This window comes from Sphaerospermopsis reniformis (genome assembly GCF_005402885.1).
In the GTDB taxonomy this organism is placed as follows: Bacteria; Cyanobacteriota; Cyanobacteriia; order Cyanobacteriales; family Nostocaceae; genus Sphaerospermopsis; species Sphaerospermopsis kisseleviana.
On record NZ_BJCE01000148.1, the window covers coordinates 1 to 13,691 of the forward strand.

A 13,691-nucleotide genomic window follows, 5' to 3' on the forward strand; every position below is an offset into this window, starting at 1 on the left:
CTTTGCCATCTCTTGAAATCCCAAAAAATGCACACTTTTTCCGGTATACCCTTCAAAACCCTTGCACTAATTTCTGTGTTTATCAGCCTCTAACCTTTGATATATCAAGGTTTTAGGTTTATTCAGCTAATCATAAATAAAGGACAGGCAGGATGCCTATCCCACAAGATAGGATAATTTATCCCATTACCCATTACCAATTACCCATTACCCATTACCAAACTATAACCAATCTCGATAAGCAGAGATTTCATTTACGCCAATTTCAAAGGGCATTCCTTTACCAAAAGGCGGATAAACTCTAACTTTTGCTTCTTTGGTAAATGGTTCTAAACTTTTACCAAATTGGGGAATATTGCTGACTATATGCCAGTAAGATACTATATCAGGAGCGTCAATAATTAATAACAGAGCATTACCGTTTTTGGTGATATACCAATGACAGTTAGATAGCAAGACTTGGGTAATGCGATCGCAAGCGTAATAAAAGCATCTGCCAATAGACTGCTCTAATTCCATTTGTAACATTCCGTCCTGTTTTGTCACCTCTACGGGAGGTAAATCATCAGGAGGAAGTAACGGCAGTTTAGACATAATTTCGCACCTCTTGATTGTAACGCTGCAAACTCTCAAAATTTTTTTACAGAAATAAAGATGAGGGTTTGAGTGCTATTGTGCTGAGATTTTATTCGTCCTGGAATTTCTGGATTTTGTCGCGGCAGGTTTGAACATCCCCAATTATCCAATTTTCCAGCAAATAATCTATTTCATAACAGATATTTGTTTGATAATAGGATTGTTGGGGATGGGGACTATTCTGCATTACTTGAGTCGAGTTAGCTATGGTTTTCTGGCTAAATTTATGGATGAAAGGTAAGGCTTTATTTACCGCTTCATCATCAGTTTTAGTCACAAAAAAGAACCGCGCTAACAGAAATTGATCTGCACCACTGTTATTGATTTGTCGATATATGTTGACAGTATTTCTCAATCTCAAAAGAGAAAAAGTTGGACTCCCCATTAAACCAAAAGAATTGTCAGCAGCATATCTAATTACATCATCATCAACACTGGCGATATTGCAGAAAAGTCCTATTTTCATGATTGGCTATATTCTAGACCGCCACTAAATGCAAATCCAACCATAAACGCGGTTCCGACTGTCTTAATTTAGATAGTGGATCGCGGAGCAATCTTTTAGCATTTATGCAAACTACCTGAATAAGTCCCATATTTTCTGCTACTTCCCTCAATATTTCTTTTTGTGATTGTACTAATGGCATGATGTCATCAGAACAATAAATTCCTATATATTGAAAGCGTCTAGCAGGTCGTCCCCAAAAAGAGGTTATAACTTTCACATGACAATTTTCCAATATTTCCCCAAGGTCAGGGTAATAATGGTCTAAGATTCGTGTGAATTCTTGAGCTAGGATATCTTCAGCAATCATTTGACTGATATTTCTGATTGATATTTCTGTAGCGTCTATCACTACTATTTAGTATAACATAATCTTGTTATTTAAACATGACAATTTAGCAGGTTTTTCTAAATAAAATATTAATTTCTAGTAGTCAGGAGTCAGGGAGAAATTATTTGTATTTTCCCAGTCACCAGTCACCAGTCACCAATCACCAGTCACCAGTCACCAATCACAAAAAGAGGTGAACTTTAAAAAAGCATCACCTCTAATATAATGACCATTTATAATTAATTCAAAATTACTGAACTGTATAGCACAAATAAATTTTGAACTAAGTCCTGTATTTATCAAACATTCTGACTCCTGAATTCTTACCTTATCGGGAATTGCGTTCAGCGACTAAAACATCAGCGAGAATATTTGGTAGATTTTTCAAATCCATATATCCTTCAGAACCAGAGATAGGAGACATAAATGTATAATTTGGGTCACAGGCTCCTGTATCATAAACTTGGATAAACCATTTATCAGGAAAACCTTCCACACCCAATTCTACAATGTACCAATATTCACCCATTAATTGCGAGTTAATGATAGTAAACCAATCTCTGTATTCTTCCGCAATGTTCCAGTCTGCTAAGAGAAATTCTAAAGCTATTTTTCCTGCATCAGTTGAAGTCAATAGCATTATTACTCCTGAGGTGCAACCTCATTGGAAACATCAGGATATAAACCTAATTGTTTCGCTAATTCTTTAGCTATAAAAAATAAAAATTGAGCGCCATCTTGATTACCTTCATGGGCAAACATAGTCGCAACTTGTAGCATTGTATGTATCAAACCAGAATCAACTAATTCGGGTTGAGCTTCCAATACTTCTGGTTCTTGTCCATTAGGACATCTGAGTAATTCATCAATCAAATTAAAATACTGAGTTTGGCGTTCTTCTGACATGGTAATTTACTTTATGGTGAACAAGAAACTTGAAAATTATTGCTTTATTTTCAGGATTCAGGATACAGTATTGACAATTAATTAGAGTTTTCGAGTCATGATTCATAATTTATGAAAAACTTGCTTGAAGTATATCCCTCATAAAAACAATATTCTGACTCCTGACTCCTGACTCCTGACTCCTGACTCCTGACTCCTGACTTCTTACGATTTATTGTTCAATACTTTGTTGCCAAAGTCTTTCTAACATTTCTACTTGCGCTTTGAAAACAGCAGCACGATAAACAAGATATCTATCGTAAGCAATGATTCCCAAACCAATACAAATAGGTGTAGCTAAAACCAACCATTGCAAAATTGTGACGATTTTATATTGTTCAACAATCATTTGCAGTTGGAGAAAAAAATTATTTGCAGGTATTTTTTTTTGAGTTAGAGATTCCAGAGTATTTACACTCTGATTTGAGAAAGAAAAAGAAGCATAACCTTGATTAATTTTCGTGAATTCACAAGATAAATTCTGTGTCTTAACTAACTCTAGATGTCGTCCCCAAATTAAATTAAAAACTATTATTCCCGGAGAAAGTACAGCTAAAGTAACCAAACCAACTGTCAGCACATTGAAAATTTTTAATTTCATGTTTGCTCTACCTCGCTAGGTTACAATTACCCAGTAATAAAATCTAATTAAAGGTAATTTATGGGTTATTGCTGCACCTTCTGATTGCCATTTCTCAAACAGCTATCACATTTTAGATTTGATGTAGTAATTTTAGATTCAAAATATAAAATTGGTAGATAATACCTAATATTTAAATTTTGCTGTGAATCTAAAATCTAAAATCTAAAATCTAAAATTTAAACCCAGCAGTTTGATCAGTTACAAATGTAAATAGCGAATCTCATAAATGTTGATCAAGCAATTGAAATTAAAAATTCATAAAAAATCCCAATCCACTCCTAAAATATGCTAGATTTAGTAATCAATAATACTGACAGAATTTAACCGCTTGTGAATAGAGATTACCATTTAATTATGGTTAAGAAGTCCCCCCTAGTTCACCAGACTTGCGTCTAGGAATTTCGGGGGGTAGAGGGGAATCTCTGCGTAAATCCTATAAATGTTTATATCAGTTGCCTCCCTAGCACACAGTTTACCCCACCAGAATTGAAATTATTAAAATCATTAAAGTTGTACTCAAAGGCTGTAAGTCTTATCTAGTAAGAATTATAAAAATTTTTGAGGGTAGAGGTGCTAGTATTTGTAATGGGGGGTACTAGCATTTATCAGGTGGGGTGCGGGGATTTTTGTACTCAACTGTAAAGCTTTATGGGCAAATACTTGAGGATATTTAAAGATGATTTTTAATGATGAACTCTGTACTCAAATAACAGTATATCATGACAAATTGGAACTGAATTAAAAATAAACTAAAGAAATCAAAAAAGCAATTAAAATTTTGCCAATTAAAATTTTACCAATTAAAATTTTGGCAAAATATTTTTGGATTTTGATCAAGTGAGGAATTACAAGAAAATTATGTTGATAGATAAAATTCTTAAAATAAATGTTACTCAACTATCAAAAAAATATCTAAAAACCGAGTATGATGAATAAAGAGATAGAATGATTATTGACAATTTTAGGATAATCTGAGGATAATTTTAGGGGTTAATAAATGCGAATTGCTAAAAACGTAACAGAACTTATTGGTAGAACGCCGTTAGTACAACTCAACAAAATTCCTCAGTCTGAGGGAGTATTAGCCAGAATAGTTGTTAAACTAGAAGGTATGAATCCAGCAGCATCTGTTAAAGATAGAATTGCTTTAAGTATGGTAATTTCAGCAGAAGCTGAGGGCTTAATTACACCAGGACAAACTATTTTAGTAGAACCAACTTCAGGAAATACAGGCATTGGTTTAGCAATGGTAGCAGCCGCCCGTGGTTACAAATTAATATTAACCATGCCAGAAACCATGAGCCAAGAAAGACGCGCCATGTTGCGTGCTTATGGTGCTAATTTAGAATTAACACCTGGTACTGAAGGAATGCGGGGAGCAATTAATAAAGCAGAGGAAATAGTAGTAAATACTCCCAATGCTTTTATGTTGCAACAATTCCGCAACCCAGCTAACCCAAAAATTCACAGAGAAACCACTGCTGAAGAAATTTGGACTGATACAGATGGGGAAGTTGATATCTTAATTGCTGGGGTAGGAACTGGGGGAACTATTACCGGAATAGCGGAAGTTATTAAACGAAGAAAACCGAATTTTCAAGTTATTGCTGTTGAACCTAGTAAAAGTCCTGTGCTTTCTGGTGGTAAATCTGGTTCTCATAAAATTCAAGGTATTGGTGCTGGTTTTATTCCCGATGTTTTGCGTCCAGAATTAATTGATGAAGTGGTTCAAGTTGATGATGAAGATGCAATGAAATATGGACGCAAATTAGCAACAGAAGAAGGGTTATTATCAGGTATATCTTCTGGTGCGGCTTTGTGTGCAGCAATTAAAATCGGTAAACGGCCAGAAAATGCAGGTAAATTAATAGTGATGATTCAGCCTTCTTTTGGGGAGCGTTATTTAAGTACAGCGATGTTTCAAGATTTGATGAGTTAAATATTCGTCAATATTCTGTAGGTTGGGTTGAGTTTTTTGTCTGAATCAGGATTTCCAGGATTAAAGGATTCACAGGATTATGTAATTTAAATTGATACAGCAGGAATCAGGAGTCAGGAGTAAAACTCTGTTTCTGTCTAGGTTTCAAGTTATATTCTGTACCTGATTAATCTGCAATCTGCTGTAATTAATATAATAATTGATAAATATAGATTTCAGGTATTAATATTAATTACTGTCAGTTAGATAAATTCATTTTGCTGTTGAAGATGCTGCAAATAATTAATGATTCAATATTCACAACACTAATCTTTCCTCAGATATCTGATTTATCCTGCATCTTCATGACTAAAATCTTATAAATTATGATAAAAACAAAAATCCTGCAAATCCTGATTCAGACAAAAATATCATATATAGTATAAAATACATCTATAATATAGATGACATCCTTTTTGGTAATTTACATTAGGCGTATGAATACAACATTGAAAGAATTTTTGGAAGCTTGCGAAAATTTAGGAACTTTGCGTTTAATAGTCACTAGCAGCGCCGCAGTATTAGAAGCTAGAGGAAAAATAGAAAAACTATTTTATGCAGAATTACCAAAAGGTAAATATGCGAATATGCACACCGAAGGATTTGAATTTCATTTGAATATGGATAAAATCACCAAGGTGAAATTTGAAACAGGTGAAGCTAAAAGAGGTAATTTTACAACCTACGCTATCCGGTTTTTAGATGAAAAAGAAGAACCTGCATTAAGCCTATTTTTACAATGGGGTAAACCCGGAGAATATGAAGCGGGACAGGTAGAAAATTGGTTGGCTTTACGGGAGAAATACGGTGAAGTTTGGCAACCTTTACCGCTAGAAAGTTTGTAATTTTTGCAACTGATTGATTCAATAAATCGTTTATCTGCATCAAAATTCATAAGTAGGGGTTTAGCAGTGCTAAACCCTTACAGGATTAACATCAGATTAATGTTGGAAATTTAATGTTTGAAATTTAAATTGATTTTTTTGAGTTGTTGATTATGTTCCTGAAAACCATTTTAAGTCTTTGTTTAATCATCCTCTTTTTATTTACCAATGCAGAAGCTAAAGCAGGTGAATTATCCGAAAAATTAGCCAACTTTACACAATGGGAAAAATTAACATCAGTCAAACCCGCAAAGGGAGATTTAGTTTACCCTGACTGGATAGCTGGAACTTGGAATGTCACCAGTACCTTGGTAGATTTAGCTGCACCTTTAGCACCAGATATTATCACACCAGGATTTGAAGCAAATCGCAGTCAATTAAATCAACCTGTGAATTTTGTAGTGAGATTTGTGAAAGTTAAACCACAAAATTCAGGTTTCAATCTTTTCTTTAAAACAAATAAACAATCACAAAATCAACAATCACTAATTTTAGTAGCTGATCGAGTATTTAACAGTTTGAACTTATCCAGAGCTTATTTAGGAGATGATGCTGTATTAGCAGTTAAATTAGATCCAGAATCTCCTAATCGTCAAATTACCTTTTTTCGTGGCGATCGCCAATTAGTTTCTGTAGTCACCGCACGCACAACCGAAAAAAATCCCGATGGTAAATTTATCAGCGCAGAAGTTTTTCAACAATATTTTAAAGGTGGTTCTCGTGCCTATTTTAACAATGTAGAATCTACCACAGCTTATCATTTAGTTTCCACATCTGACCCCAAATTATACCCAACAATAGAAGCAGATCAAGTGACTGCTGTGTACCTTTCACCCCAAGATCCTGATTATTTTACCGCAGGTTCTCGTCCGGTGGCGCTTTATCGTTATCGGTTGGAATTTTACCCGATACAAAAAAGCTAACTAATGCTAACAAAAGTTGGCTTTTTCTTCCTGTTTCACCCTAGCAGTGTCGGCACTATCTAGTCCACAGGCTAACACGATCAATCTGACCGCTTATTGTTTTAAATTAATCGCAGCGTTTAAATCTCTGTCAATCTCAAAGCCACAGTTATCACATTTAAACACTATTTGAGATAATGACATTGATCACCGCTTACACTCCCTGCAAGAAACAGATTAACTCAGGGGTTAATCATCTGAAACCGTTGTGATTTAAGCCTTTCCGGTTTTTTTGAAAAAAAGTTTTCCCAACCCCTTGCCAAACCTAAAAACTGCTGCTACTATAGGAAAAGTGGAACGAAGCGGGTCGGTGTCCGAGTGGTTAATGGAGACGGACTGTAAATCCGTTGGTTTGCGCCTACGCTGGTTCAAATCCAGCCCGGCCCACCACTTTGAGATGATATGGGTTACAATAGCTGAGTGTCGAGTTAAATTCTCAGCTTTGTAATTCATAAATCATCAAAAACCCGAAAAGTAAATTTCAATTTTGCCCGTGTGGCTCAGTGGTAGAGCACACCCTTGGTAAGGGTGAGGTCACGAGTTCAATCCTCGTCACGGGCTTGTTTTAAAACTATTAGTATATATTAATATATAAGGTTTTTAGGCTATTCCCTAAAGACTATCAAACATCTATAAAACATATTTTATCCCAAAATTGCCCCAAAAAATAAAAAAAAATGAACCCCTTAACTCTTGTGTCATGGTAAAACTCAGCTTTTTCTGCAAAATTCTGTTCATTCTGAAAATCTGGAAATCCTGATTGAGACACTGTACTGCTTTATACCAAAAAACAAGTTTCTCAAAATGAAACCCAGAACTCATCACACCTAACGCCTAACTCGTACAATAGAAAATAGATTGTTGCGAAATGTATAGTTAGGATTTATTGCTGTCATGGCCTCAGCAGTTTTAATCGAAAATCTAAAAAAAAGCTACGGTTCTGTAGTCGCTGTTAAGGATGTCTCCTTTGAGGTGAAACCAGGGGAAATATTCGGTTTACTTGGTCCCAACGGTGCAGGGAAAACCACTACTCTCCGCGCTTTGTGTACCCTCACCACCCCTGACTCTGGAAAAATCGAAGTTTCGGGAATCTCGGTGTTAGATAACCCTAAACTAGCACGTCAAAAGCTGGGTTATGTCGCTCAAGAGGTGGCTTTAGATAAGGTTTTAACCGGTCGAGAACTGCTACAACTGCAAGCAGCACTTTATCACCTCCCCAGTAAAGTTATCAAAGAACGCATTAACACTGTATTAGATTTACTCGGGTTACAGGAATACGCAGATAAGAAAACCGGCACTTATTCCGGTGGTTTACGCAAACGTCTAGACTTGGCCGCTGGTTTATTACATTCCCCAGATGTTTTAGTATTAGATGAACCAACGGTAGGACTTGATATAGAAAGCCGTTTTGTGGTGTGGGACTTTTTGCGAAAATTACGCGCTGGGGGGACTACGGTTGTCATCACCAGTCATTATTTAGAAGAAGTTGACGCTTTAGCTGATAGGGTAGCAATTATAGATCGGGGTTTGGTAATTGCCACTGGTACACCTTCCCAATTAAAAGATCAAGTAGGAGGCGATCGCATTACCTTACGCATCCGCGAATTTTCACCAAATGAAGAAGCAGACAAAGCAAAAAATCTGCTGTCATCTTTACCTTTTGTGCAAGAAATTATCATTAATTCCGCCCAAGGGAACTCCTTAAATTTGGTAGTTACTCCCCAAAATGACGCTTTAATTTCTATTCAACAAGCGTTAAATAATGCAGGTTTACCCATTTTTGGTATTGCCCAATCTCGTCCTAGTTTAGATGATGTTTATTTAGCAGCAACAGGTAAAACTTTAATGGATGCAGAATTAGCTGCTGTAGCAAATCGTGATCCGAAAGCTGAGAAAAAACAAAATATGAGATAGGATAATTGATAATTGATAATTGATAATTGTCAATTAGACCTCTCCGAAAAAGAATGTAGAGACGTTCCATGGAACGTCTCTACAGTAGATTCTAGCCCGGAGATTATCAATTTGATGTTGCAGATTTCAAAGCCTGTTGAAAATCCTCTAAAGAATTAACCACCACTGCCAATTTCAACATTTCATCTAAAATAGATAGGGTTTGCTGAAAAAGTCCCTTCGTTGAGGCAGGGAATAGGGAATAGGGAATAGGGAATAGGGAATAGTTTTAGCTATCTGTTATCCCCAGATTTTCTAATTTATCAGACCCAAAATGCACAGTTTTTAAGGTAATGTGTAATTTTAAGATCCATTCAATTACATCCAGCAATGATAAATCCCGCCCAATAGTAAGGATGATTATAAGGCTGTTGTTGAGGTGATAATTGGCGATGTTTATCAATTTGCATCGTGACAAAATCCCTCAATTTCAACTCTTCTGGTTGCAGATTATTGAGTAAATTTTCATACCATGTGATCAGTTCTGCAACAGTTATTTCTTTTAGCCAAGTTGTAGCTTCCGCTAAAGCAGTAACTGGAGAGTTATGAAAAAGTAATCTGTTGTAAAACTCTATAATGACTAAAGCATTAGCAGATGATTCCACATTCCAAAGTGTACTCAATACATAAGGAACACCACTATTTAACAACCCAGTTGTTAAACCCACATATTCACTGCTGATATTTTGAATATTATGACTAACATTTTCAGCATTAGTGAGAGTAAACAGATTGTAATTACTAAAAGTCTGTTGACTAATTTCTGATAAAGTCAGTTTATCTTCATCTGCTAAAACTAAAGCTGATTTTGCAACTTCACTTAAATTGTTAACCGCATGACCAGTAAAATGCAAGATGTTATAATCTGCGGCTAGGGCATTTTCTAAATTATCTTTTGTCGCTTGTGAACCCTGGATGTGTTGGGAATTATCAAACATCTGTCTCACCACTGCTGCTGCAAAGTCAACAAATTGTATTTCTTGCTGTATTTCCTCATTAACTGCTGGTTTGATATTTTCCACACTTAGGAATTTTTGCTGTTGCCAATTTGATAACCCATTGGTGTTTAAATCCAAACCCGTTTGAATACTAGGGAGATAATGGATAGTGTAATTTACATCTGGTTGTGCAAGAGAGAAAAGGACATGAAGAGGCAATTTGTGTAAATCCCGATGGGGAATTAAAATTAGATTGGTAATTCCTTCCAGTTCCTGAATAATGGTGGGAATATTGAGGATATTCCGCAGATTTAATAATCTGCCTTCCATATCCACGCACCAGGAATTTTCCAGGGGATTTTCTAAGTTTTGATTTTGGCAATATTTTTGATATTCTTTTTGCCAAAAGTCTAGCCAGCTTTCAAATTCTAGTAACCTTTTTACTGCTTCTGGTATGACTTCCACCTCTTGGATAGGTGTTAATAAAAGTAGCGGTGATGGGGCATCATATTTAATAATAAAGGTGTGTAAAGCAACCGGGCTAAGATGCCAGTAAATAACCGCAGTTTGCGGATTGAGTAGTTGTTGAATCCCTTGATAGTTGAGGGAATAAATTTCATTACTCCCACCAGAAAGCTGTAGTTTTAAACAGGTATTTTTGCCATGTTCAGCAATTTCCCAAGCTTCTACTAAATCACCTGCATTTACCGCTAAATCAACTCCTAATTGTATGAAACCTGCAAATTTCAAAGCGAGTTGTTTTTTGTTTTGTTCCGAGCAGGTGCTTTGATTTAGTAATTGTTGTAATAAATCTAGACCTTGTTTTTGTAATTCCTTTGCTGTTTCTATTTCCCCTAAAGCAACAAACACTTTGGTTACAGCTTGCAATACTTCTAGATGCAATTCTGCAAAATCTTCATAAGTGAGTGTTAATAGTGCTTGTTGATACTCAGTTAACGCTTGTTGCCAATAATAGCGGGGTGAAGGTTGCTTTTTGCCGTGTTCGTAGTGGGTGTTACCCAGTGCTAAATGCAATCTTCCCCAACCTTCTGGGTGGGTATCAGGGCGGAGATGTTTTAAACCTTCTTCATAAGTGGCTATTTTGCCCTCATAACCTCCCTGATTGAGGGTAGGATGAGATTTCGCTATGCTACTGGGTAAACTCAGAGATGCTTTGTTATTAACCACATTCCCCACGGCTAAGGCGCGACCAAGCCAAGCTTCCCAATAGTCGAGTTTAATTTCTAAGGCGCTGTCATAGCAAGAAATAGCTTCTGTAAGTCTTCCCAAGTAAAACAAAGCTACAGCTTGATTATACCAAGCGAGGTGAAAATCAGGTTTAATGGTAATGGCTTGTTGATAGGATTTAATAGATTCTTCGCGTCTGCCTAAGTTTTCTAAGGCGATGCCCCGGTTATACCAAGCTAAGTAAAAATCAGATTGAATAGCTAATGCTTCGTCCCAGGATTCAATTGCTTCTGACCAGCGTTTGAGGTTAAATAGCACCACACCCCGGTCAATCCACACTTCATGATAGTCTGGTTGAATTTTTAAAGCTTGGTCATAAGAAGCGATCGCCTCTTCAAACTGCTCACCTACCCCCAAAGCAACTCCTCGGTAATACCAAGTTTCCTGATCTTGGGGTTGTAATTTCAAAGCCTGATCATAACTAGAAATAGCTTCCCAAATCAGACCTAATTTGAGCAAGGCTAAACCCCGACTAGCCCAAGCTTCTTGGTATTCAGACTTAAACTCTATAGCTTGATCAAAAGAAGCGATCGCCCCATCAAAATCACCCAACTCTCCTAAAGCACTACCCCGGTTGTACCAAGCTTTAGAGAAATCAGATTTGAGACTAATTGCTTGGTCATAAGCAGCGATCGCTTCTTCAAACCTTTGTAAATGAAACAAAGTCAACCCTTGATTAAACCAATACTCGTAAGATTCTGGTTGCAATTTAATAGCTTGACTATAAAAAGCCAAAGACCCCAACAAATCACCAGACTTAGCTTGTTGTAAACCTTGGTAAAATAAGATTTCCGCCTGGTTAGTGACAGTCAGTTGATAACTCAGACGTTGAGTTATTGCCGGAAGATGGCTTTGCCCACCGTAGGCATCACGCAATGCTAATTCCGAAGCTAGTTGTTGAACTAAACTGATACTTTGTTCCAACCTTATCACCAACTCATCCAGAGTTTGGGCTACTTGTGGCTGCAAATTAGTCAACGACTGATCCCAATTTTCTGCCAAGGGAGAGGCTACAACTTCCTCTACTTCTGCTTTCACCGTCCCTGGGTGTTCTTCCCCTACATACTCATAAATCACATCAGATATTTCTGCTACTGCATTTTGGACACTCAAATGCTGTAGATTACTTGGCCAAGACTCCTCCAATCTCATGGATACTGGTGCAATATCTGGTGCAATATCTGGTGCAATATCTGGTGCAATATCTACAGTTTCCTTCTGTTCATACTGCCATAATTGCTCACCCAAATCCCGCAGCAATCGTTGTCCTGGAGTTTTTAACGATGGTTCTACTGGTGGTGTGGTTGCCACCGCTGCGGGTTGTGGAGTTTTTTGTAGATTTTGCGGTAAGTTTTGGGCTAAGAACTCACGGCTTAACAACTGGATGCCAATTTCCGATGCCAGTTCTCCAACTTTGCCGATGTTGAGTTCACCCAGTTGTACCATTCGCGTTGCGATCTTACTATTGGGCGCTGGTGAAGAAAGCAACTTTTCAGCAAATATCAGCAACCAATCGATCCAACGCTCAACAGTGATCCGGGGTTCCATTCGCTGCAAATACTTCAGCGCCCATTGTTGTCCCCGCGCTTGATGTACACCTTCAAGCAACTCATTAAACAATACTTCCAGATCCACGTTGGTTAATTCTGGTAGAGACTTTTCTACCATAGACACCTCATCGCCGTTGAACTCATGAGTTCGACGACTGCCAAAGGGGTACTTGAATAAGTTGTTAAGCCACTGCAATAGCCACCTGAGCATTTGCCACATTCTTGGATTTTCTTTCTCCTAGATTGTAGCTATCCTTGTGTCAAAAAAATCATTTAATTACCTAATATTGTCATCATATTGTCATCAATTCATTCAGGAATGGGTTGATCTGACTTTTCCGATCCAGCAGATTCACCCATTGTCTGAGATTTATTTATGAGTACCTGAATAATTTGTTGTGGGTCATCACTTTCAATAGCGAAATCTTGTACAATTTGCTGACGTAAGATGTCATTTTCCTGCAAAATCACCAATAATTCATCCCAAGTCACAGTTTGGTATTCTTCCTCTGGAAAATTCTCCTCAGAGACAGTTGGACTGACAGCATCGGGTCCATCATATTCCCAAATAGGTTCTGCTTGGGTGCGTGTCAGCAATTGCATACCAATATTGTATGCCAGGTCGCCAACTTCACCAACCTCCAACTCACCCAACTGTACTAACCGTGCCGCTAATTCATTATGAGGTTTAGTAGATGCTAATAATCTCTCTCCAAAGTGATTTAGCCAATCTAGCCATTGTTGAGTGCTGACACGATGTTCAATTTTATGTAACCAGTTTTGCGCCCAAGCCTGGCCTCTAGCTTGATGAACTCCTGCTAACAGTTCTGTAAACAGAAATTCTAGATCCGTATCACTCAGAGGTGGTGCGGTTGTTTTCTCAATATTCTGCTGTACTGGTTTAGGACTATGTTTCCTAGCAAATAAACTCTGAAACAATTTTTTGAGCCACTGAATTACCCGCTTGAGCATCTGCTGCACCATTGATTGTTACCTGCTATATAAAACCTAGACAAAGCTAGACTTTACTTTCTACTTCAACGGGAGCATGGGAGCAGTTATCCCTCAGTAGACTTGCACGCCTTAGCCAGACGCGATATTTCTCAAGTTAAGATTTA

At 37.2% G+C, this 13,691-nt stretch carries 12 protein-coding genes, 2 tRNA genes and 1 pseudogene; 6 read left to right on the plus strand and 9 right to left on the minus strand.

The features are described 5' to 3' along the window. Nucleotides 1–222 precede the first annotated feature (222 nt). The 6 genes and pseudogenes from FFR48_RS18390 to FFR48_RS18415 form a co-directional block, all read right to left on the minus strand. Nucleotides 223–594 carry a hypothetical protein gene (locus tag FFR48_RS18390; RefSeq protein WP_096572119.1) on the minus strand — a complete coding sequence of 124 codons (372 nt, stop codon included), beginning with the start codon at nucleotides 592–594 and terminating at the stop codon, nucleotides 223–225. A gap of 46 nt (nucleotides 595–640) precedes the next feature. Continuing rightward, nucleotides 641–1,078 (minus strand): annotated as a pseudogene (locus FFR48_RS18395) (LLM class oxidoreductase); the annotation flags it as partial. A 37-nt stretch (nucleotides 1,079–1,115) separates the two neighbouring features. Further along, nucleotides 1,116–1,451 (minus strand): hypothetical protein, encoded by a 336-nt coding sequence (locus FFR48_RS18400; protein ID WP_137668371.1) that lies wholly within the window; start codon nucleotides 1,449–1,451, stop codon nucleotides 1,116–1,118. A gap of 349 nt (nucleotides 1,452–1,800) precedes the next feature. Beyond that, nucleotides 1,801–2,112, minus strand: a complete 312-nt coding sequence (locus tag FFR48_RS18405; protein ID WP_096572117.1) for a hypothetical protein — start codon at nucleotides 2,110–2,112, stop codon at nucleotides 1,801–1,803. A gap of 2 nt (nucleotides 2,113–2,114) precedes the next feature. Further along, nucleotides 2,115–2,378, minus strand: a complete 264-nt coding sequence (locus FFR48_RS18410; RefSeq protein ID WP_096572116.1) for a hypothetical protein — start codon at nucleotides 2,376–2,378, stop codon at nucleotides 2,115–2,117. A gap of 211 nt (nucleotides 2,379–2,589) precedes the next feature. Further along, nucleotides 2,590–3,018, minus strand: a complete 429-nt coding sequence (locus FFR48_RS18415) for a hypothetical protein (RefSeq protein ID WP_096572115.1) — start codon at nucleotides 3,016–3,018, stop codon at nucleotides 2,590–2,592. Nucleotides 3,019–4,057: 1,039 nt separating this feature from the next. Between FFR48_RS18415 and cysK the strand changes: the two genes are divergently transcribed. The 3 genes from cysK to FFR48_RS18430 all read left to right on the plus strand — a co-directional run bounded on the left by cysK (nucleotide 4,058) and on the right by FFR48_RS18430 (nucleotide 6,845). Next, nucleotides 4,058–4,999 carry a cysteine synthase A gene (cysK, locus tag FFR48_RS18420; RefSeq protein ID WP_137668373.1) on the plus strand — a complete coding sequence of 314 codons (942 nt, stop codon included), beginning with the start codon at nucleotides 4,058–4,060 and terminating at the stop codon, nucleotides 4,997–4,999. A gap of 476 nt (nucleotides 5,000–5,475) precedes the next feature. Continuing rightward, nucleotides 5,476–5,883 carry a ChuX/HutX family heme-like substrate-binding protein gene (locus FFR48_RS18425; protein WP_096572113.1) on the plus strand — a complete coding sequence of 136 codons (408 nt, stop codon included), beginning with the start codon at nucleotides 5,476–5,478 and terminating at the stop codon, nucleotides 5,881–5,883. 152 nt (nucleotides 5,884–6,035) lie between these two features. Continuing rightward, a complete protein-coding gene (locus tag FFR48_RS18430; RefSeq protein ID WP_190347704.1) occupies nucleotides 6,036–6,845 on the plus strand; it encodes a DUF6816 family protein in 810 nt (269 codons plus the stop codon). A gap of 93 nt (nucleotides 6,846–6,938) precedes the next feature. Here the strand turns inward: FFR48_RS18430 and FFR48_RS18435 are convergent, their stop codons facing one another. Next, nucleotides 6,939–7,028: a zinc ribbon domain-containing protein gene (locus FFR48_RS18435; RefSeq protein WP_201277645.1), complete on the minus strand. Its 90-nt coding sequence runs from the start codon at nucleotides 7,026–7,028 to the stop codon at nucleotides 6,939–6,941. 160 nt (nucleotides 7,029–7,188) lie between these two features. On the opposite strand from FFR48_RS18435, the gene FFR48_RS18440 reads away from it, so the two are divergent. The 3 genes from FFR48_RS18440 (at nucleotide 7,189) to FFR48_RS18450 (ending at nucleotide 8,798) form a co-directional block, all read left to right on the plus strand. After that, a tRNA-Tyr gene (locus FFR48_RS18440) sits at nucleotides 7,189–7,274 on the plus strand. A gap of 99 nt (nucleotides 7,275–7,373) precedes the next feature. Next, a tRNA-Thr gene (locus FFR48_RS18445) sits at nucleotides 7,374–7,445 on the plus strand. Nucleotides 7,446–7,778: 333 nt separating this feature from the next. Then, entirely contained in the window at nucleotides 7,779–8,798 is a 1,020-nt protein-coding gene (locus FFR48_RS18450) for an ABC transporter ATP-binding protein (RefSeq protein WP_096572112.1), read from the plus strand. Between the two features lie 353 nt (nucleotides 8,799–9,151). On the opposite strand, the gene FFR48_RS18455 is transcribed toward FFR48_RS18450, so the two are convergent. Beyond that, the gene (locus FFR48_RS18455; protein ID WP_137668374.1) at nucleotides 9,152–12,793 is read right to left on the minus strand and encodes a CHAT domain-containing protein; all 3,642 of its coding nucleotides are present in this window, start codon (nucleotides 12,791–12,793) and stop codon (nucleotides 9,152–9,154) included. Between the two features lie 89 nt (nucleotides 12,794–12,882). Next, complete coding sequence (locus FFR48_RS18460) at nucleotides 12,883–13,557, minus strand: hypothetical protein (protein WP_137668375.1); 675 nt, start codon at nucleotides 13,555–13,557, stop codon at nucleotides 12,883–12,885. Nucleotides 13,558–13,691: the final 134 nt, after the last annotated feature.